General features: G+C 61.5%; 15 protein-coding genes and 1 pseudogene. 4 read left to right on the top strand and 12 right to left on the bottom strand.

The features are described 5' to 3' along the window. Window positions 1-11: 11 nt before the first annotated feature. The 3 genes from PspCFBP13528_RS11265 to PspCFBP13528_RS11255 all read right to left on the bottom strand — a co-directional run bounded on the left by PspCFBP13528_RS11265 (window position 12) and on the right by PspCFBP13528_RS11255 (window position 4,224). Window positions 12-776, bottom strand: a complete 765-nt coding sequence (locus PspCFBP13528_RS11265; RefSeq protein WP_101220095.1) for a GNAT family N-acyltransferase — start codon at window positions 774-776, stop codon at window positions 12-14. A gap of 339 nt (window positions 777-1,115) precedes the next feature. After that, window positions 1,116-2,504 (bottom strand): cysteine--tRNA ligase, encoded by a 1,389-nt coding sequence (gene cysS / locus PspCFBP13528_RS11260; protein WP_137200226.1) that lies wholly within the window; start codon window positions 2,502-2,504, stop codon window positions 1,116-1,118. Window positions 2,505-2,523: 19 nt separating this feature from the next. Then, on the bottom strand, window positions 2,524-4,224 hold the full coding sequence (locus PspCFBP13528_RS11255) for a glutamine--tRNA ligase/YqeY domain fusion protein (protein ID WP_137200225.1): 1,701 nt from the start codon (window positions 4,222-4,224) through the stop codon (window positions 2,524-2,526). 261 nt (window positions 4,225-4,485) lie between these two features. Here PspCFBP13528_RS11255 and PspCFBP13528_RS11250 point away from each other — a divergent pair, with 261 nt between their 5' ends. Both PspCFBP13528_RS11250 and lpxH read left to right on the top strand, forming a co-directional pair. Continuing rightward, window positions 4,486-4,989, top strand: a complete 504-nt coding sequence (locus PspCFBP13528_RS11250; RefSeq protein WP_057721741.1) for a peptidylprolyl isomerase — start codon at window positions 4,486-4,488, stop codon at window positions 4,987-4,989. Continuing rightward, complete coding sequence (gene lpxH, locus PspCFBP13528_RS11245) at window positions 4,986-5,735, top strand: UDP-2,3-diacylglucosamine diphosphatase (RefSeq protein ID WP_137200224.1); 750 nt, start codon at window positions 4,986-4,988, stop codon at window positions 5,733-5,735. Before PspCFBP13528_RS11250 ends, lpxH begins: the two co-directional genes overlap by 4 nt. A gap of 136 nt (window positions 5,736-5,871) precedes the next feature. Here the strand turns inward: lpxH and PspCFBP13528_RS11240 are convergent. The 8 genes and pseudogenes from PspCFBP13528_RS11240 to PspCFBP13528_RS11205 all read right to left on the bottom strand — a co-directional run. Continuing rightward, a pseudogene (locus PspCFBP13528_RS11240) lies at window positions 5,872-6,039 on the bottom strand (MFS transporter); the annotation flags it as partial. A gap of 123 nt (window positions 6,040-6,162) precedes the next feature. Then, window positions 6,163-7,692 carry a DHA2 family efflux MFS transporter permease subunit gene (locus PspCFBP13528_RS11235; RefSeq protein WP_065953094.1) on the bottom strand — a complete coding sequence of 510 codons (1,530 nt, stop codon included), beginning with the start codon at window positions 7,690-7,692 and terminating at the stop codon, window positions 6,163-6,165. Continuing rightward, window positions 7,692-8,891 (bottom strand): efflux RND transporter periplasmic adaptor subunit, encoded by a 1,200-nt coding sequence (locus PspCFBP13528_RS11230; protein ID WP_101220091.1) that lies wholly within the window; start codon window positions 8,889-8,891, stop codon window positions 7,692-7,694. Before PspCFBP13528_RS11230 ends, PspCFBP13528_RS11235 begins: the two co-directional genes overlap by 1 nt. Window positions 8,892-8,906: 15 nt before the next feature. Continuing rightward, complete coding sequence (locus tag PspCFBP13528_RS11225; protein ID WP_137200223.1) at window positions 8,907-10,358, bottom strand: efflux transporter outer membrane subunit; 1,452 nt, start codon at window positions 10,356-10,358, stop codon at window positions 8,907-8,909. Further along, window positions 10,355-10,828, bottom strand: coding sequence for a MarR family transcriptional regulator (locus tag PspCFBP13528_RS11220; RefSeq protein WP_065953091.1), 474 nt, complete (start codon window positions 10,826-10,828; stop codon window positions 10,355-10,357). Before PspCFBP13528_RS11220 ends, PspCFBP13528_RS11225 begins: the two co-directional genes overlap by 4 nt. A 235-nt stretch (window positions 10,829-11,063) precedes the next feature. Next, on the bottom strand, window positions 11,064-14,750 hold the full coding sequence (locus PspCFBP13528_RS11215) for a translocation/assembly module TamB domain-containing protein (RefSeq protein ID WP_178084429.1): 3,687 nt from the start codon (window positions 14,748-14,750) through the stop codon (window positions 11,064-11,066). Continuing rightward, complete coding sequence (locus tag PspCFBP13528_RS11210) at window positions 14,750-16,477, bottom strand: autotransporter assembly complex family protein (RefSeq protein ID WP_065953089.1); 1,728 nt, start codon at window positions 16,475-16,477, stop codon at window positions 14,750-14,752. Before PspCFBP13528_RS11210 ends, PspCFBP13528_RS11215 begins: the two co-directional genes overlap by 1 nt. 64 nt (window positions 16,478-16,541) lie before the next feature. Continuing rightward, window positions 16,542-17,192 (bottom strand): GNAT family N-acetyltransferase, encoded by a 651-nt coding sequence (locus tag PspCFBP13528_RS11205; protein ID WP_065953088.1) that lies wholly within the window; start codon window positions 17,190-17,192, stop codon window positions 16,542-16,544. Between the two features lie 169 nt (window positions 17,193-17,361). Here PspCFBP13528_RS11205 and xthA point away from each other — a divergent pair, with 169 nt between their 5' ends. Further along, complete coding sequence (gene xthA, locus PspCFBP13528_RS11200) at window positions 17,362-18,174, top strand: exodeoxyribonuclease III (RefSeq protein WP_065953087.1); 813 nt, start codon at window positions 17,362-17,364, stop codon at window positions 18,172-18,174. Window positions 18,175-18,413: 239 nt separating this feature from the next. Beyond that, entirely contained in the window at window positions 18,414-19,745 is a 1,332-nt protein-coding gene (locus PspCFBP13528_RS11195; protein WP_137200221.1) for a phosphate ABC transporter substrate-binding/OmpA family protein, read from the top strand. 122 nt (window positions 19,746-19,867) lie between these two features. Here PspCFBP13528_RS11195 and PspCFBP13528_RS11190 read toward each other — a convergent pair whose 3' ends face one another. Next, window positions 19,868-21,097, bottom strand: coding sequence for an acyl-CoA dehydrogenase (locus tag PspCFBP13528_RS11190; RefSeq protein WP_065953085.1), 1,230 nt, complete (start codon window positions 21,095-21,097; stop codon window positions 19,868-19,870). Window positions 21,098-21,262: the final 165 nt, after the last annotated feature.

Here is a 21,262-nt window from a genome sequence, read left to right as displayed (position 1 = left end):
GTGCCGCGCGGTCACTTTAAATAGTGGCGCGCATAACGCTGGTCAAAATTCGACAACGGCAACCACATAAAGAAATCAGCCGTATTAAAAACAGCGTCCCAGGCCGGTGCCCCACACACCCAGGCGCCGCTACGTAATAAGCCTTTTAATATAGGTGGCAGGAGGGCAGGTTTTTCGCCTTTAACGTCATGAAGCGCAAATGCTGCATGTGGTGTGACACGATATTCAGACGGCGAAAACTGGTCCGGTGTAAACGCACGATAAATAGCTGATGCATGATGTCCGCCGTCCGCCAAACTGACGCTGGCGCACCCCATGACGTAATCACATCGTTCACGCTGTGTGTACATCCCCACGCCCGACCAGAGCAGCCTGGTCACGCTGCCGGCACGGTAGTCGGGATGCACGCAGGCGTGCCCCACCTCGATAATGCTTGCACGCAAATGATCCAACCGGCTCAGGTCGAATTCCTTTTCCGAATAGTAGTGCCCTATATGCCGGGCAGCGGTTGGACTCATGACACGGTACGTGCCGACCACACAGGCGGTGGTGACATCTCGCACGACTAGATGGTCGCAATAGTCGTCAAACTCGTCGACATTCAAACCCTGGATATTGCTAAGTGCCGGTGCCCGGAATGTTTCATTGAACACTTTATAACGAAGGGCTTGCACCTCTCGCAGTTGCGCTGGCGTACTGACGAGACTAACAACTAACTTACCGGCACGCAGCGACAAGCCTGAACCCACATCCTTGGTCTGTGTGAGCATTTGCATATATGTTCCCTTCTTATTACACCAAGTAACAAACATTACCTGCCCGTCTTGAAGGGGAACTGTAAGAGAACTCTGAAACCTCGCGCGAATTCGGCAAGACTAAAAACGGAGGGAATGTGCAGGCGGCTGAAAGGGGGTCAGTTGTGGGTGAAGAAAACACTAAGCCTCAATCACATGCAAACTCAGAGGTAGGTCTGAATCCGAAGACCGAGCAAAGTGAGCACGGTCAAAAAGTGGGAGGGGGCTTGCCCCCGATGAGGGAGTGTCAGTTGATACAGCTGTAACTGACACACCGCCATCGGGGGCAAGCCCCCTCCCACATTTGGATCGGGTTAACAGTCAGGCCTGATCAGCCAACCGCCAGGTCGTGCCACCCTTGCCGTCTTCCAGGACCACACCCATCGCAGTCAGTTGGTCGCGGATACGGTCGGATTCCGCCCAGTCTTTACCAGCCCGCGCAGCCAGACGCGCCTGGATCAATGCATCCACCTGCGCCGCATCCACACGCCCTTCAGCGCCGGCCTGCAGGAAGTCGTCGGCTTCCATCTGCAGCACGCCCAGCACGCTGGCCAGCTCTTTCAAGCGTGCCGCCAAACCTGCCGCTGCGTCGATATCTGTCTCGCGCAGGCGGTTGATTTCGCGCACCATTTCGAACAGCACTGCGCAGGCTTCGGGTGTGCCGAAGTCGTCGTTCATCACTTCGGTAAAGCGGGCCACGAAGGCTTCGCCGCCAGCCGGGGCAACGGCGGGCAGGCCCTTCAACGCATGGTAGAAGCGCTCCAGGGCGCCTTTGGCATCCTTGAGGTTGTCTTCCGAGTAGTTGATGGCGCTGCGGTAATGGCTGGACACCAGCAGGTAACGCACCACTTCCGGATGGTACTTTTCCAGCACGTCGCGGATGGTGAAGAAGTTGTTCAAGGACTTGGACATCTTCTCGCCATTGATGCGGATCATGCCGCAGTGCATCCAGGCGTTGGCGTAGGTCTTGCCGGTGGCGGCTTCGCTCTGGGCGATTTCGTTTTCGTGGTGCGGAAATTCCAGGTCGCTGCCGCCGCCATGAATGTCGAAGGTCTCGCCCAGGCAGCAGGTGGACATCACCGAGCATTCGATGTGCCAGCCCGGACGCCCCGCGCCCCACGGCGATTCCCAGCTGGGCTCGCCCGGCTTGGTGGCTTTCCACAGCACGAAGTCAAGCGGGTCCTGCTTGGCTTCGTCGACTTCGATGCGTGCGCCGATGCGCAGGTCTTCGATTTTCTTGCGCGACAGCTTGCCGTAGCCCATGAACTTGGCGACACGGTAGTACACGTCGCCATTGCCGGGGGCGTAGGCGTAACCCTTGTCGATCAGGGCCTGGATCATCGCGTGCATGCCAGGAATGTGGTCCGTGGCGCGCGGTTCCATGTCCGGCTTGAGGATGTTGAGGCGCGCCTCATCCTCGTGCATCGCGGCGATCATGCGCTCGGTCAGCGCGTCGAACGACTCGCCGTTTTCATTGGCGCGGTTGATGATCTTGTCGTCGATGTCGGTGATGTTGCGCACATAGGTCAAGTCATAGCCGCTGAAGCGCAACCAGCGGGTCACCAGGTCGAAGGCAACCATGCTGCGGCCGTGGCCGATGTGGCAGTAGTCGTACACGGTCATGCCGCACACGTACATGCGCACCTTGTTGCCATCCAGCGGCTTGAAGACTTCTTTGGTCTTGCTGAGTGTGTTGTAGATCGTTAGCACGACAGTTCCTTAAACAGAATCACTGGCCCCACGAATCACGCAAGGTCACGGTACGGTTGAATACCGGCGCGCCCGGTTTCGAGTCCTTGATATCCGCGCAGAAGTAACCTTCGCGCTCGAACTGGAAACGGTCTTCCGGCTGTGCGTCGCCAAGCGATGGCTCGGCACGACAACCGGTGAGTACTTGCAGGGAGTCAGGGTTGATGTTGTCGAGGAAACTGGCGCTGTCTTCGGCCTTTTCAGGATTCGGCGAGCGGAACAGACGATCGTACAAGCGCACTTCGCACTCGATGCTGGCAGCGGCCGGCACCCAGTGGACCACGCCCTTGACCTTGCGGCCTTCAGGGTTCTTGCCGAGGGTGTCCGGGTCGTACGAGCAGCGCAGTTCGACGATGTTGCCATCGGCGTCCTTGATCGCTTCATCGGCACGGATCACGTAGCTGCCACGCAGGCGCACTTCGCCGTTCGGCTCCAGGCGCTTGTAGCCTTTTGGCGGCTCTTCCATGAAGTCATCGCGGTCGATGTAGATTTCACGGGCGAACGGTAGCTTGCGCACGCCGAGTTCTTCTTTTTGCGGATGACGCGGCAGTTCGAGGTGCTCGACCTTGTCTTCCGGGTAGTTGGTGATCACAACCTTCAACGGACGCAGCACGCACATGGCGCGCGGGGCGTTCGCGTCGAGGTCCTGGCGGATGCTGAATTCGAGCATGCCGAAGTCGACCACGCCGTCGGAACGGTTGGTGCCGACCATGTCGCAGAAATTGCGGATCGAGGCCGGGGTGTAGCCGCGACGGCGGAAGCCCGACAGGGTCGACATGCGCGGGTCGTCCCAGCCATGCACGTGCTTTTCATCAACCAGTTGCTTGAGCTTGCGCTTGCTGGTGATGGTGTAGTTCAGGTTCAGACGGCTGAATTCGTACTGGCGCGGGTGCGCTGGTACCGGCAGGCTGTCGAGGAACCACTCGTACAGCGGGCGATGGCTTTCGAACTCCAGGGTGCAGATGGAGTGGGTGATGCCTTCGATGGCGTCCGACTGACCGTGGGTGAAGTCGTAGTTCGGGTAGATGCACCACTTGTCGCCGGTCTGGTGGTGATGGGCGTGGCGGATGCGGTACATGATCGGGTCGCGCAGGTTCATGTTCGGCGAGGCCATGTCGATCTTGGCGCGCAGTACGCGGGCGCCGTCCGGGAATTCACCGGCGCGCATGCGGGCGAACCAGTCGAGGTTCTCTTCCACCGAACGGTCGCGGAACGGGCTGTTCTTGCCTGGCTCGGTCAGCGTGCCACGGTATTCCTTGGCTTGTTCCGGGGTGAGGTCGTCGACGTAGGCCTTGCCGGCCTTGATCAGCTCGACGGCCCAGTCGAACAACTGGTCGAAATACTTGGACGCATAGCGCACTTCACCGGACCATTCGAAGCCCAGCCACTTGATGTCGCTTTCGATGGCGTCGATGTATTCCTGGTCTTCCTTGGCCGGGTTGGTGTCGTCGAAACGCAAGTGCGTGACGCCACCGAATTCCTGGGCCAGACCGAAGTTCACACAGATCGACTTGGCGTGACCGATGTGCAGGTAGCCGTTGGGCTCTGGCGGGAAACGGGTGACGATCTGCGTGTGCTTGCCCGAATCCAGGTCCGCCTGGATGATCGGGCGCAGGAAATTGACCGGGACGGCAGGTCCGGCCTTGGCATTCGGGGTAGGGTCGACAGTGGGCTTGCTCATAGGATCCTTGAACAGACAGGTTCGTGGCCAGGTGGGGCCAGATAAAACAAAGGGCTCATAATAGCCGATGCAGTCAAGACACTGACAGGCTGGGACCAAAAACTGCTGTTTAATTACTGCTTTTATGGCCGGGGCGTTAAAAAACCACCTCGAAATTCCTGCAGGGCACGCTAAACTGCGCGCCTTGGCCGTCGTTTAAGCCAGACAGGTAAGGTGCCCGAGGCACTCAAACCCACGAATTCCCTGAAAAGAGTAGTGAACATGACTCAAGTCAAACTGACCACCAACCACGGTGACATCGTCATCGAGTTGAACGCCGAGAAAGCGCCGATCACCGTTGCCAACTTTATCGAGTACGTCAACGCCGGCCACTACGAAAACACCGTTTTCCACCGTGTCATCGGCAACTTCATGATCCAGGGCGGCGGTTTCGAGCCAGGCATGAAAGAGAAGAAAGACAAGCGCCCGAGCATCCAGAACGAAGCGGACAACGGCCTCTCCAACGACAAGTACACCGTCGCCATGGCCCGTACCATGGAGCCGCATTCGGCCTCCGCGCAGTTCTTCATCAACGTGGCCGACAACGCCTTCCTCAACCACAGCGGCAAGAATGTGCAGGGCTGGGGTTACGCGGTGTTCGGTAAAGTCACCGAAGGCCAGGACGTTGTCGACAAGATCAAAGGCGTGTCCACCACGTCCAAGGCCGGTCACCAGGACGTTCCAGCCGAAGACGTGATCGTCGAGAAAGCCGAGATCGTTGGGTGATATTGCTGATTTCAGACTTGCATCTGGAAGAGGAGCGCCCGGACATCACCCGGGCGTTTCTGGATCTGCTCCACGGCCGCGCCCGTGGCGCCCAGGCGTTGTACATTCTGGGGGACTTCTTCGAAGCCTGGATTGGCGACGATGGGATGACACCGTTCCAGCGTTCTATCTGTGACGCGCTGCGCGAACTGAGCGACAGCGGCACTGCGATTTTCATCATGCACGGCAACCGCGACTTCCTGATCGGCAAGGCGTTCTGCAAAGCCGCAGGCGCCAGCCTGCTCAAGGACCCGAGCGTCGTGCACTTCTACGGCGAACCCGTGCTGCTGATGCACGGCGACAGCCTCTGCACCCGTGACCTCGGCTATATGAAGCTGCGGCGCATCCTGCGTAACCCGATTGTGCTGTTTATCCTGCGCAACCTGCCTCTGGGCACACGCTATAAGCTGGCGCGAAAGCTGCGCAGCGAGAGCCGTGCACAGACGCGCATGAAGGCCAACGACATTGTCGATGTCACCCCCGACGAAGTGCCGCGGGTGATGCAGCACTTCGGCGTGCGCACCCTGGTCCACGGCCATACGCACCGCCCCGCCATTCATAAGTTGCAGATTGGTGACCAGGCGGCCAAGCGTATTGTGTTGGGGGATTGGGACAAGCAAGGCTGGGCGTTGCAGGTGGATGAGCAAGGCTTTCAACTGGCGGCGTTTGACTTCGTCAATCCACAGTTGGCTTTGCCTGGCGCTTGATACCTGACAACACACATCAACTGTGGGAGGGGGCTTGCCCCCGATGAGGGAGTGTCAGTTGATGCATCTGTGCCTGACCCATCGCTATCGGGGGCAAGCCCCCTCCCACAGTTGATTGCATTTCAGCCCTGGGCAGTCAGTGCCCCGAAGCCGCAGGCCCTGCCTTCGCGGTAAACGGTGGCTTGGCCAGCCACACCAGCAGCATCAAGCCCATGAACATCCACCCCAGCAACGTGAAGTAGTCCACGGTGGACATCATGTAGGCCTGGCTGGTGAGGATCTGGTCCAGTTGCGCATACGCCTTGTGCCCTATGTGGGAGGGGGCTTGCCCCCGATGAGGGAGTGCCAGTTGATGCATCTGTGCCTGACCCATCGCTATCGGGGGCAAGCCCCCTCCCAAAGTTGATTGCATTTCAGCCCAAGGCAGTCAGTGCCCCGAAGCCGCAGGCCCCGCCTTCGCGGTAAACGGTGGCTTGGCCAGCCACACCAGCAGCATCAAGCCCATGAACATCCACCCCAGCAACGTGAAGTAGTCCACGGTGGACATCATGTAGGCCTGGCTGGTGAGGATCTGGTCCAGTTGCGCATACGCCTTGTGCCCTGCCCCTCCGAGCGCCTGCAAGGCGTCGCGGGTCGCCGAGTCGTAGGTGGTCATGTTCTCGCTCATGTAGGCATGGTGCTGGTCGGCCCGGCGGATCCAGATCCAGGTGGTCAGCGACGCCGCAAAGCTGCCACCCAAGGTGCGCAGGAAAGTCGCCAGGCCCGCGCCGTCGGCAATCTGCTGGGGCGGCAGGTCGGACATCAGGATGCTCAGGGTCGGCATGAAGAACAGCGCCACGCCGATGCCCATGAACAGTTGCACCAGGGCGATATGGGTAAAGTCCACTTCGTTGGTGAACCCCGCGCGCATGAAACAGCTCAAGCCAATCGCCAGGAACGCCAGGCCCGCCAGCAGGCGCAGGTCGAACTTGTTCGCGTACTTGCCCACGAACGGCGACATCAGCACCGGCAGGATACCGATCGGCGCCACCGCGAGTCCCGCCCAGGTCGCGGTGTAGCCCATCTGGGTCTGCAGCCATTGCGGCAGGATCAGGTTGATCCCGAAAAAGCCCGCGTACCCCAGGATCAGCACGATGGTGCCGATGCGGAAGTTGCGGTAGGCGAACAGGCGCAGATTCACTACCGGGTGCTTGTCGGTCATCTCCCAGATCACGAACACCGCCAGGGCAATCGCCGAGATCACCGCACCGATAATGATGAAGTTGGACTCGAACCAATCCAGGTCATTGCCCTTGTCGAGGATGATCTGCAAGGCGCCGACACCGACGATCAGGCTCAACAACCCCACATAGTCCATCGGCTGGTAGCTGGTGACCACCGGACGTTTCTTCAACTGCGCACGCACCACCATCACCGCAAAAATGCCGATAGGCACGTTGATGAAGAAGATCCACGGCCAGCTGTAGCTGTCGGTGATCCAGCCGCCGAGGATCGGTCCCGCAATCGGCGCCACCACCGTGACCATCGCCAGCAGCGCCAGGGCCATGCCGCGCCTGGCCGGTGGGTAGACCGCGATCAGCAGCGTCTGGGTCATCGGGTACAACGGCCCCGCCACAAGCCCCTGCAGCACGCGAAAGCCGATCAACTCGGGCATCGAGGTGGAAATACCGCACAGGAACGACGCCAGCACAAACAGCATGGTCGCCCACAGGAACAGCTTCACCTCGCCGAAGCGCCGGCTCAACCAACCGGTGAGCGGCAAGGCAATGGCGTTGCTCACCGCAAACGAAGTAATGACCCAGGTGCCCTGCTCCGAACTCACGCCCAGGTTGCCGGAAATGGTCGGCAACGCCACGTTGGCGATGGTGGTGTCGAGCACCTGCATGAAGGTCGCCAGCGACAGCCCGATAGTGGCCATCAACAGGCTGGGTGGCGTGAACGAGGCGTTATTGCTCATCAGCGTTGCGCAGCCTTGGGAGCGGCGACGCTGTTGTCATGGATCAACTGGTTGATCATGGCATCGGCCTCGGCGAGTTGGCGGTCATACACGTTGGTGGTGAACGAGGCCTTCTGCGGCGGCTGTTGCGCCAGGACCGGGCCGCTCTGGTCGTGCAGGTCTACATTGACCACGGTGCTCAAACCCACGCGCAGCGGGTGCTTGGCCAGTTCCTCGGCGTTGATGTGGATGCGCACCGGTACGCGCTGCACGATCTTGATCCAGTTGCCGGTGGCGTTCTGCGCGGGCAACAGGGCGAACGCGCTGCCGGTGCCGGCGCCGAGGCTGTCGACGGTGCCGCTGTACTTCACGTCGCTGCCGTAGATGTCCGACTCGATGTCCACCGGCTGGCCGATGCGCATATCACGCAGTTGGGTTTCCTTGAAATTGGCATCGATCCACAGCTGGTCCAGCGGAATCACCGCCATCAGCGCGGTACCCGGCTGGACGCGCTGGCCCAACTGCACGGTGCGCTTGGCCACATAGCCGGTGACGGGTGCAATCAAGGTGCTGCGCGCATTGGTCAGGTAAGCCTGGCGCAGTTGCGCGGCGGCGGCTTGCACATCCGGGTGGGACGAAATCACCGTGTCATCCACCAGGGCGTTGGTGGTCTTGAGTTGCTGCTCAAGGTTGGTCAAGGCGTTCCTGGCGGCGGTCAGGCTGTCACGGGCGTGGGACAGTTCTTCCAGGGAAATCGCGCCGCCCTGCGCCAGGGTCTTGCGTCGGTTGTAGTTGTCCTGGGCCGTCTGCACGTCGGCTTTCTGCGCGTTGACCTGGGCTTTCATACCATCGACGTTGCTGTACAAACCACGCACCTGGCGCACCGTGCGCGCCAGGTTGGCCTGGGCACTTTGCAGGCCGACGGCGGCGTCGTTGGGATCGAAGTTGACCAGCACCTGGCCTTCGTGGACCAGATCGCCATCGTCGGCGCCGATGCTGACCACGGTGCCGGTGACCAGCGGGGTGATTTCCACCACGTTGCCGTTCACATAGGCGTCGTCGGTGCTTTCGTTGAAGCGCCCGTAAAGCTCGTACCAGGCCCATACGCCGACGACACCGAGAATGACGATCAGCGCCAGGCCGATCAGCATGACTTTGCGTTTGCGCGGGTTGTTGTCTTTGGGTTGTTCAGTTGCGTTGTTGCTGTCGGCAGTGGCCATGACAAATACCTCAAATTATTCCGTGCGGGTGGCTGGGGTGGTCGCGGCCACGTTGTTGGCGTCGAACCCGCCACCCAGGGCCTGCATCAATTGAATCGACAGATCGATCTGCGCAGCATTCAAGGCCGCCAACTGACGCTGGGCCTGCAGCAATTGCTGCTCGATGCTGAGCACATCCAGGTAATTACCGATGCCGGAGCTGTAGCGCTGCACCCCGGTGTCGTAGGACTGCTGGGCGATGTCGGCGGCGTGTTGCTGGGCCTTGATCTGCCGCCCGGTGTCGCGCAATTGCGACAGGGTGGTACCGATATCACCCAGGGCCTGCACCAGGGTCTTGTTGTACTGGGCCACGGCCAGGTCGTAATCGGCGTCGCGGGCGTCGAGGTCGGCGCGCAGGCGGCCACCGTCGAAGATCGGCAGCGACACGGTCGGTGCAATGTTGAAGAAACGACTGGCCGAACCAAACATCGCGTCCCCCAGCAACGACTCGGCGCCGGCGCTCGCGCTCAGGTTGAGGTTGGGGTAGAAGCGGGTCTTGCTGGCGGCGATGTCCTTGCTCGCAGCCTCCACCCGCCAACGGGCGGCGACCAGGTCCGGCCGCCGGCCGAGCAACTCGGCGGGCAACACGGAAGGCACGGCGACGGCGGCGGGTTTGAGCACCGCCGGGCGGGCCAGCTCGTTGCCACGGTCGGGGCCTTTGCCGAGCAATACGGCGAGGGCGATCCTGGCGCTTTGCAGTTGTTTTTCCGCATCGATCAACTGCGACTGGGAGCTGGCTTCCAGGCTTTCGGTCTGCTGGTACTGGTACTCGCTGTCGATACCGGAGCTCAGCCGGCGCTGGCTCAGGTCGAGCATCTGTCGGGTGCGCTTGAGGTCATCCTCGGCCAGGTCACGCACGATGTGCGCCTGGCCCAGGTCGCTGTAGGCCTTGGCCACGTTGGCAGCCAGCGTCAGGCGGGCGGCCTGCTGATCGACTTCGGCGGCGCGGGCCTGACCCAGGGCGGCTTCCCAGGCAGCGCGTTGGCCGCCCCACAGGTCGAAGTTGTAATTGAAACTGGCGCCAATGTTGCGCACGGTCGAGTAGGCATCGCCCTCCCCGCGCGGGTCCTGGTCCCTGGCCAGCCGCGAACGGCTGACACCGGCACTGGCATCCACGGTGGGCAGGCGCGCGGCGTTGGCGGCATAGGCCGCAGCTTCGGCCTGATGGGCACGGGCGCTGGCGACTTGCATGTCGGGGCTGTTTTGCAGCGCTTCCTGGATCAGCCTGTCGAGCTGTGGGTCGCTAAGGCCTTTCCACCAGTCGGCGCTGGGCCAGGCGGCATCCGACAGCGTCACGCCGCTCAAGGATTTGCCGGTTTGCAGGGCGTTGGCGTCCAGGCGTCGGCCCTGGGTGTCGAGGCCGCTGTAGTTGGCACAACCGGCCAGCGTCATCGCCGCCAGCACCAGGCTGAGTGCGCGTGTGTTCATTGTTTACCTACCCGCTGGATCGTGATGGGGTCACCCGCAGCGATCAGAATTTTCTTGAGGATCCGTTCCAGGGTTTCCAGCTCGCCCGACTCAAGGACGCCGGCCAGTTGATTGAGGGCCTGGGCGCCGATGTGCGGCAACATGTCCGCCAGGCGCTGGCCATCGGCGGTCAGCACCAACTGCACCTGGCGGCGGTCCAGCTCGGAACGTTTGCGGCTGAGCAAGTCTTTCTGTTCCAGCCGGTCGAGCATGCGCGTCATCGAACCGCTGTCCAGGGACAAGTGGCGGCACAGCTCGGCCGGGGTGTCGACGCCGAACTGGGCCATGATGATCAACACCTTGAACTGCGCGGCGGTGATGCCGTGGGGTTCCATATGAGTGTCGATGATGCGGTCCTTGAGGATCGCAGCGCGGCCCAGCAACAGGCCGAGATGGCAGTTGTGAAAGTTGTCGGGGGTGAAGTGGGGCATCGAAAGTCACCTTATTACTGCCTAGGCAGTGAATGTGTGACGCGATATTACTGCTTAGGCAGCGAATGTCAAATGGAACAGTTAGGTTGCTTGGTAACTGACCAAAAGCTTGAGTGAAATAAAGAACCAATGTGGGAGGGGGCTTGCCCCCGATAGCAGTGGGTCAGCTACAGATTAGCTGACTGAAGAACCGCTATCGGGGGCAAGCCCCCTCCCACATTTGACCCAGTTGGGCTTAGAAGTCGCGCTTGTAGAAGATATCCAGGGAGCTCGCCACGCCTGTGGCCACCTCCAGGTACACCTTCTTGCTCAACAGATAGCGCAAGGCAATGGTATTGGCCGGTTCGAACACCCCTACGCCGTAACGCAGGCTGAGTTTGTCGTTGATCTTGCCGCTGGCCACCACCGCAGTGCTGTTGCCGGTGCCTTGGGTATCCAGGTCGAAATCCTGGATGCCCAATTTATTGGCGATGTCCGAGGTCACCCCAGCGCTGCCCATCAGGCCCAGGCCCAGGGCGGCTTCGGCAAGCATGTTGTTGTCTTCACCGTTGTTGGTGCGCGAACGTCCCAGCACCAGATAGGACAGCGCGTCCTCCTGAGCCATGGCGGGCTCTGAGAAAATCTGCGTGGTCGGTTGTTCGGCGCTGCCGCTCAGGCGAATACCGGCGGTCACGGTTCGGGACGATTCGACCACTACACGGACAGCTTCGATGTCCAGGAACGGCTGGTCCAACGGCCCGGCAAACAACAGCCGTGCACGGCGCACGTTGAGGCGCTGGCCGTAGGCGCGGTAGCGGCCGTCGTTGAGCCACAGTTCGCCGCGGGTGTCCATGTTGTCGCCGATATGCACGTGGCCCTGCACTTTGGCGGTGAGGCCGAAGCCGGCGAAGTTGAGTTGGTCTTCACCCACTTCCACATCGATATCCATAGCCATGGCCATCGGCGGTTTGCCTTCTTCGGTCTGGCTGCCGACGATCACCGTGTCATCGGAGACCTTGACCGTCGAGGGCGGCAGCTCGCGCACGGTGATATCGCCGCGCGGGATGTGCACCTTGCCGGCGATCGCCAGCTTGTCGTCCTTGAGGCTGATCTTGAGGTCGGGGGCCACTTCCAGCTTGGCATAGGGTTCCACGCTGACCGGCAGTTGCGAGCCCTTGAGGCTGAGGTCGACCACCAGGGCGCGGCCCCAGTCGATCTGGCCCTTGAGGCTGCCCTGCCCGGCCTTGCCGCTGTGCCAGCCGCCGTTCAACTGCACGCTTTCGCCGGCGATCTGCGCCTGTAGGTTCAGGCCCTCGAGGCTGATGGGCAGTTCAGGCCCTGAGACTTCACCGTCCACCAGGTTCACGTTGCCGTTGACCAGGGGCGCGAGCAACCCGCCGGAGATGCGGCCATTGCCGTTGAGCTTGCCGTTGAGCTTTTCAACCATCGGCACAAAGGGTCGCGCCACGGCGAGGTCCAGGCCGGTGAGGCTGAAATTGCCGGTGATCGGCTTGCTGGCCGGCAACGGGTTGATCTGCGCCTGCAACAACAACTCGCCCAACTTGCCGCCACGGAAATTCAGTTGGGTGTCGATGCGCTTGGGGTTCAGGGTGGTTTCCAGCTTGAGGGTATCGTAGGGGAAATCCAGCCACTGGCCCTTGTCCCTGACACGCAGGTTGCCGCCCCCGGCGTCCACCGAGACCACGCCCTTCGGGCCGCTGGCCGGCAGGTCGAGTTGTACGTCGGCATTGAGCCTGCCCTGCCAGGCGAAGTCTTTGGGCAGGAACGCCGCAAGACTGTCGATTGGGAATTGCTTGAGGTGGTAGCGCAGCTTCGGCTCAGGCATCAGGCGCTGGTCTTCGCCACACAGGCTGGCACCACCAGACACCCAGCAGTGCGCGGCGAAGGTCAGCCTGCCGTCGGCCAGGCGCTCGATTTTCGCCGGGGCCTGCAGCCGCCAGTCCTGGCCACCGGCTTGTACGTCACCGCTGGCCAGGCGCCCACGCCAGTTGCCTGCGTCGAGGTTGCCATCCAGCGCCAGGGCCAGTTTGAGCAACGGTCCGGCCAGCTCCACCTGAACCTTCTGGTTCTTGATATCGCCCTGGGCGCTGGCGGTGAGTGTGCCGACCTGGGTCTCGCCGCTTTGGATGCCGCTGCCCTTGAGGTGGATGCTGGCGCGCTGGGCGCTGTCCAGTGTCGCGTCGAGGTTGAGACTTTGCAGGCGGTTATCGGCCAATGCCAGTTGCTGGCCTTTGAGGTCGAGCGCGCCTTGGGGCGCCTTCAAGGTACCGGCAACATCGAGGCGGCCATTGACCTGCCCGCGCAATTGCGGCCAGAGCTGGGCCAGGCGCGCCAGCTTGATGTCGATCTGCCCGGCCAGGCGTTGCTGCAGGCTGCCGCTGCCGTTGATGCGGTTGTCGCCCAGGCGGATGTCCAGGTTGGCGAGGGTCCATTGCTGCCCCGCGCCTTCGGCCTTGGCCGCAAACACGGCGGTCTGCCCGCGCAGGCGGCCTTTGAGGTCGAGGTCGGCGTTGAGCTTGAGTTGCTCGTTCTTGAATTCGCCTGTGCTGCGCAGCGGCCCGGCCAGGGTGCCGGGCAATTCGGCGACCCAGTACGCCGGGTTCAATGCCGACAGGTCCAGCGCGGTGTCCCAGGCGATACCGTCGGCAAACTGTACGTTCAGATGGCCCTCGGCCTTACCTTGACCTGCGCTCAGTTTCAGTTCGGGCAGGAAGATCTGCTTGAGGTCGCCGCTGAAGGGCGTGACCACTGTGAATGCGCCCGCCGGGCCGTCGAGGTCGGCCTTGAGGTTGCCCAGGTAGTTGCCGTCCTTGTAGGAAACCTCACCATTGAAGGTGCGCAAGGCCACCTGCGGTTCGTCGATCAGCGGATAGAGGCGGTGCCAGGGAAAGTCCAGCCAGTCGATTCTGGCGTCGGCGCGCAAGCCTTGTTGCCAATCCAGGTTGGCGCTGAGCGTGAGGCTTTGCTTGTCGCCGGCGTTCAGGTCGAGGCCGGCGATCTGCGCGCCCTTGGCGTCGACCTTGCCTTGCAGCAGTAAATCCACCGGGCCTTTTTCCGCCGGTAATACCGCCTTGCCCAGCAACTGATAACCCTCTTTAAGGTCACCCTTGGCGCTCAGGTCCAATTGGTTGAGTTGCAAGGTGTCGGGCAGATCGGCGCTGGGCTTGAACGCCTCGGAGGTGATGCGCAACTGCGCCGGCAGGTTTTCCGCCAACGGTTGCAGCTCGCCGCTGAGCTTGGCTGGCAGGTAACCGCTGCTGTCGGCGTCGAGCTTGAGGGTTTTGAGCAGGTCTCCGTCGATCTTCAGCGCGACGGTCCAGGGTGCGCCGCCCGGCGCGTAGGGCAAGCTGAGCGTGCCGGTGGCATTGAGCGGCCAATCGCCGGTGGGTTGCAGCAGGCCGGCGAGGTCCAGCACCAGGTCGTCGCGCTGCAAATGAACAGCGTCGATCTGCAGGCCGGCGGCGGTCCAGTGCGCCGCCAGTTGCAGGCCCTTGAGTTCTTCGCTGCCGTTGAACAGCAGGCTGGCGATGCGAACATCGCCCAGTTGGATGGCAACCGGCAGCTTCAGTTCGGGCAGTTGGATCGGCCCGCTGCTGCTTTCTTCGGTGCTGGGTGCGAACGCCAGGCTGACCTGGTCCACATCCAACTGGTCGATGCACAAGGTCATGCGCAACAGGCAACCCGGCGACCAGTCAAGCGTCGGCGCCTTGAGTTCGACGCGGCTGCCGTCCTGTTGCCACAGCACGTGGTCGGCGCTCCATCGCCCGCCCAGGCGTCCGTGAAAATTCTCCACGCTCAGGCCCGGCACCTGGCCCAGAACCCAGCGACTGCCTGCCTGGGTACCGAGCAGCGTCCACAGCGTCAACAGCAACAGCGCGAGGACGGCAATCAATGCCAGCCCCGCTATTTTCAAACCGCGCATCACAGCTCAGGCCCCATGGAAAAGTGCAATCGAATGCCGCCCGGATCTTCCAGGGCATGGGCCAAATCGAGGCGGATCGGGCCCACGGGCGAGACCCAGCGCACACCCACCCCCACGCCGGTTTTCAGACTGGGCATATCCAGGGTGTTGAACGAGTTGCCCTGGTCGATAAAGGTCGCGACCCGCCATTTCTCGGTGATGGAATACTGGTATTCGGCGCTCAGCGCCACCATGTAGCGGCCGCCGATGCGGTCGCCACGGTCGTTTTCCGGCGACAGGGTCTGGTATTCATAACCGCGCACGCTCTGGTCGCCACCGGCAAAGAAGCGCAGCGACGGCGGCACCGACTTGTAGCCATTGGTGGCACTGCCGCCCACTTGCGCGCGGCCCAGGAACCGGTGGTTATCCCACAAGGTGGTCAAGCCCTTGATCGTGGCGGTGCCATACAGCAGGTTGGTGTCGGAACCGAGCCCTTCCTTGGCGACTTTGCTGTCGAACATCAGGCGATAGCCGTTATGCGGATCGATGCGGTTGTCGCTGCGCAGGTAGGAGTAGCTGATGCCCGGCATCACCAGGTTACTCAGGCCCGAGTCATTGCCCAGGCGATACTCTTCACGCTGGTATTTGAGCGAGATGACCCGGGTCCAGCCGCTAGGCAACTTGCTGTGCCATTCGGGGCCGAGGGTGAGCAGCTTGCTCAAGGTGTCGGTGTTGGCGATCTCTTCATTCTGATAGCCACCGGCGAAGCGCAATTTGTCGGTGAGCGGAGGGTCGAGCGGAATGTCGTACCACAGGCCGACGTTCTGTCGCGGCGCCGACAACTCGGCTTCCCAGCCATAACTGTGGCCCTGGGGATTGACCCAGTGGCGCGTCCAGTTGGCCTTGCCCCGCGGGCCGACGTCCGTCGAGAACCCCAGGCCCAGGCCCATGGTGCGTGGCTTGCGCGTGTCCAGTTGCACGGCCACCGGAATCACGTCATTGGTCGAGGCAGTGGGGCTGGCGTCCACCCGCACGCTTTCGAAGAAGCCACTGGCTTGCAGGTTCTGGTTCAGTTCGGCGATCAGTTCGGAGTCGTAAGGAGTGCCACTGTCAAAGGGCACCATGCGTTGCAGCAGTTCTTCATCGAACGGCGTGTCGCCGGTGAAGCTGACCTTGCCCATGCTGTAGCGTGGGCCGCTGTCGTAAACCAGTTCGATATCGGCGACACCCGCCTGGGGGTCGACGGAGAGTGTCTGGCGGGTGAAACGCCCACTGAAAAAGCCGTAGCGCGACGCCTGGTTCTGGATCAGGCGCTTGGCGTCATCGTAATGGCCGTGATTGAGCACCGCGCCGGGCTTGAGATCGTCACTGGCGGGCACGCGAAATGCCTTGAGGCTCGCCGCCGGGCCATCGACCCGCAGGGTAACGTTGCGCAGATGCACCGGCTCGCCGGGGTCGATGGTCAGGATCAGGCGCGGGTTCTTGCCGCCCTTCACATCGCTGGCGATCAGTGGCTGATAGAAGCCCAGCGCCTGGGCCGCTTTGCGCGCCTGCTCTTCGGCACCGCGGCTGAAGCGCAGCAGGGCTTCTTCGTCACGATCGCCAACCCCGCCGATGTAGCCTTCGATGTTGGCTTTCAGCGCGTCATTTGAGGGTTTGATCCGCACGTCCAGTTCGCTTTGCGCCAATGCGCCGCAGCTTGTGAACAGCAGAACCAAGCCGCTGGTAAATCTTCCTGGAAACTTCATAGGCGCGGATGCTACACGAGCGAGAGAGGAACTTTGAACCCGGATTTATCTGAATAATTCTGTCTCAAGTCGTTGCAGCAGTTAACGCCTGGGGATTGGGATGAAAAAACACATGCTCCAGGACAGGTCCTACGGCAATTTCACCGATTTCCTCATAGCCCTGGCGCTTATAGAAATCCAGGTAACGGGAATTGCCCGTGTCGAGCACCACGCCCGATGAGTGCGGGTCTTCGGCGCACCAGTTGTGAACCGCTTCGAGCAATTGTTCGCCATAGTGGTGACCTTGCAACTGCGGGTGAATGCCCAGCAACGGCAACACGTGCACCGACTCACCGGGCAGGCACGCCAGCACGGCCTGATGGTACTCCAGATAACGCCGCGTACCGCGCACACCGGTGCTCAACCACATGCGGATCTGCCAGGCCCAGCTCTCGGTGATGCCCAGGCGCCGCTGCGGCGGCGCGATGAGGGCGACGCCGATCAAACGATCGTTGACGAACAGGCCAATGGCTGGAAGTTTCTGGAAAAAATGCTGCTTGACCAGTTCCCGCACCGTAGCGCGTACCCGCTGTTCATAACCTGGCCGCTCGGCTTCGAAGATGTAGGCGAAGGTCGGTTCGTGACGGTAGGCCTGGTACAACAGGGAACGCGCTTCGCGGGAATAACCGCTGTTGAGCACGCGAATCTCGGCAGCGGCCGTCGAGGTGTCAGGCATAACAATCAATCTCCTGGACGCCATTCAAAAAGATGGCGCTCTTATGGGTACGAACCTGCGCAGCGCCAGTCGTTCCCAGACATTAGCAGCGCACGCGTCCTACTGCCACGCTGGCCCCCGTCCGACTTGTCGGCTAGCATCGCCCTTTTGCCAGACTGGACCGCCGACCATGAAAATCGTCTCCTTCAATATCAACGGGCTGCGTGCCCGCCCCCATCAGCTGGCGGCGCTGATTGAAAAACACCAGCCGGATGTGATTGGCCTGCAGGAAACCAAGGTCCACGACGACCAGTTCCCGCTGGCCGAAGTCCAGGCGCTGGGCTACCACGTGTATTACCACGGCCAGAAAGGCCACTACGGCGTGGCCCTGCTCTCGCGCAAAGAAGCGTTGAGTGTGCACAAGGGTTTTGCCACCGATGAAGAAGACGCCCAGCGCCGGTTTATCTGGGGCACCTTCGCCGACGAGAGCGGCAACCCGGTCATCATCATGAACGGCTACTTCCCCCAGGGCGAAAGCCGCGACCACCCCACCAAGTTCCCGGCCAAACAGCGCTTCTATGAAGACCTGCAGCAGCTGCTGGAAAGCCGCTTCAGCAATGAGCAGGCACTGGTGGTGATGGGCGACGTGAATATCTCCCCGCAAGACTGCGACATCGGCATCGGTGCCGACAACGCCAAACGCTGGCTGAAAACCGGCAAGTGCAGTTTCCTGCCGGAAGAACGCGAATGGATGGCCCGCCTGAAAAACTGGGGCCTGGTGGACAGCTTCCGGCACTTGAACCCTGAGGTGACCGACCGTTTCAGCTGGTTCGATTACCGTAGCCGTGGCTTTGAGGACGAGCCCAAGCGCGGCCTGCGCATCGACGTGATCATGGCGTCCAATGGCTTGCTCCCACGGGTCAAGGATGCCGGCGTCGATTATGATTTGCGGGCATTGGAAAAGCCGTCGGACCATGCGCCGATCTGGTTGGAATTGAGTTAATTCCCTGACACTACTCGGTCAACTGTGGGAGGGGGCTTGCTCGCGAAAAACGTCAACGATAACGCGTGCTTTCTGAATGAACCGGGTGCCTGTGATTTTTTCGCGAGCGAGCTCGCTCCTACAGAGGGCCAGGGCAAGCCGCCGCCTCCCACCGTTTGATCTGTGGTGTATCGGTCATATGTTTGCAATCCAACTGACTTAATCTCGCAGCACTTCCTTTGGCGCAAAAAGGTGCCGGCATGAGGCTGCGCGTTCTGTTAATGCTGACGCTTTTCCCGTTTTTCGCTGTGTCGGCCCCTCTTCCGCTTCCCGATCAAGGCCCGGCATTGCGCCTCCAGGGTTCCAACACTATCGGCGCGGGGTTGGGCCCGGCCCTGGTCAAGGGGTTGATGGAGCGCCAGGGTTTGCAAGGCGTGTACATTGAACCCGCCGAGGGCGCCAATGAACAGCACGTGATCGGCAAGACCCGTCAGGGTAAAACCGTGAGCATCGACGTAGCCGCCCACGGTTCCAGTACAGGATTTGCCGCGCTGAAAAACCACAGTGCCGACCTTGCCGCATCGTCGCGCCCGATCAAAGACACCGAACGGGTCGACCTGCAAACCCTGGGCGACCTGAAAAGCCCGGAAGCCGAACAGGTGATCGCCATCGATGGCGTGGCAATCATCCTCAACCCCCGCAACCCGCTCAATACGCTGGACACCGAGCAACTGGCGCAGATCTTCAATGGCCAGATCAGCACCTGGGAAGCACTGGGCGGCATTGGCGGCGCCATTCAGGTGTACGCCCGCGACGACCGGTCCGGCACCTATGACACCTTCAAGGAACTGGTGCTGAACCGCCGCGACAAACCGCTGGTCGCCTCGGCCCGGCGTTTCGAGTCCAGTGAAGCGCTGTCCGATGCGGTCAGCCAGGACCCTCAAGGCATCGGTTTTATCGGGCTGCCCTACGTGCGCCAAGCCAAGGCAGTGGCCATTGTCGATGGCGACTCGCAACCGATGCTGCCACTGAACAGCCTGATCGCCACCGAGGATTACCCGCTGTCCCGGCGCCTGTACTTTTACCTGCCGCCGGCGACGCATAACCCCTGGGCCAAGGCATTGGTGGATTTTGCCCAAAGCAGCCAGGGCCAGGCAATCGTCGCGGCCAACGGCTTTATCGCTCAGCACGTGCAGGCGATCGGCGTGACGCCACGCGCCTCGATGCCCGCGGATTATCAGGCAATCGTGCGCAACGCCCAGCGCCTGACGGTGAATTTTCGTTTCGAGGAAGGCAGCGCCAGCCTGGACAACAAGGCGCGCCAGGATGTACAGCGGGTGGTGGCCTACCTGAAAAGCCACGGCAAACTGCACAAGCAAGTGACGTTGGTGGGGTTTGGCGATGCCAAGAATGATCCGCAGCGGGCGGCCTTGCTGTCCAAGTTGCGGGCCATGGCGGTGCGCCGGGAGTTGGTGAAAAGCGGCGTGATATTGCGCGATATTCGCGGGTTCGGCGCGCAGATGCCGGTGGCGGCGAATACGGCAGATGAAGGGCGGATCAAGAATCGGCGGGTGGAGGTTTGGGTGTACTGAGGCTGGTTTTTTTGGGTTGTTCGATCCGGCCTCATCGGGGGCAAGCCCCCTCCCACATTTTGACTGTATTCACACATCCAAGTGTGGGAGGTGGCTTGCCGCCGATAGCGGGCGACGCGGTCTCACTGCCCGCCGCGCATCAGCTCCCTGGGCACATACTTGCCAATCTCGAACTTGCCGATCGCCGCACGGTGCACTTCATCCGGGCCGTCGGCCAGGCGCAGGGTGCGCTGCATGGCGTACATATAGGCCAGCGGGAAGTCATTGGACACACCGGCACCGCCATGAATCTGGATGGCGCGGTCGATCACTTTCAGTGCCACGTTGGGCGCAACCACCTTGATCTGGGCGATTTCGCTTTTGGCGACTTTATTGCCGACCGTGTCCATCATGTACGCCGCTTTCAGGGTCAGCAGCCGCGCCATGTCGATTTCCATGCGCGAGTCGGCGATCTTGTCGATATTGCCCCCCAGGCGGGCCAGCGGCTTGCCGAAGGCGCTGCGACTGACCGAGCGTTTGCACATCAATTCCAGCGCGCGCTCGGCCATGCCGATGGAGCGCATGCAGTGGTGGATACGGCCCGGGCCAAGCCGGCCCTGGGCAATCTCAAACCCGCGCCCCTCACCCAACAGCACGTTTTCGTAAGGCACGCGTACGTTGTCGAACAGCACTTCGGCGTGGCCGTGTGGCGCATCGTCGTAGCCGAACACCGGCAGCGGGCGCAGGATTTTGACGCCGGGCGCATCCACCGGCACCAGGATCATCGAGTGCTGCTGGTGGCGTGGCGCATCCGGGTTGCTCAGGCCCATGAAGATCAGGATCTTGCAACGCGGATCGCAGGCGCCGGAGGTCCACCACTTCTTGCCGTTGATCACCCACTCATCGCCTTGGCGTTCGGCGCGGGCGGCCATGTTGGTGGCGTCCGAGGAGGCCACATCCGGTTCGGTCATGGCGAAGGCTGAACGAATCTCGCCGCGCAACAGCGGCTCGAGCCAGCGCTGTTTCTGCTCTTCATTGGCGTAACGCACCAGCACTTCCATATTGCCGGTGTCGGGGGCGGAGCAGTTGAACGGTTCCGGGCCCAGCAATGAGCGGCCCATGATTTCGGCCAGTGGCGCGTATTCGAGATTAGTCAGGCCGGCGCCCAGCTCGGATTGCGGCAGAAACAGGTTCCACAACCCCTCGGCTTTAGCCTTGGCTTTGAGCTCGTCCATGATGGCAGTGGGCTGCCAGCGGTCACCTTCGCTGACCTGGCGCTCGAACACCGGCTCGGCCGGGTAGACGTAAGCGTCCATGAATGCGGTGACGCGTTCACGCAGTTCCTGAACCTTGGGCGAATAGGCGAAATCCATGAGCGGCTCCCTTCTCTGAGAGGTTGTTTAGGTCATGCAATCGATGCTAGAACAGCGTTGATAATTTACCTAGCCTATTCTCGGCGTGTATTAACATTCATCACCGATATATGATTGGCGTCGGAAGACATAAAAAATCGCCCCCTGATAATAAGAGCGCAATCC

Origin of the sequence: Pseudomonas sp. CFBP13528 (assembly GCF_005233615.1) — a bacterium.
In the GTDB taxonomy this organism is placed as follows: domain Bacteria; phylum Pseudomonadota; class Gammaproteobacteria; order Pseudomonadales; family Pseudomonadaceae; genus Aquipseudomonas; species Aquipseudomonas fluorescens_AM.
Note: the sequence above shows the minus strand (reverse complement) of the source record. Positions and strands in the feature narration are given on the sequence as shown.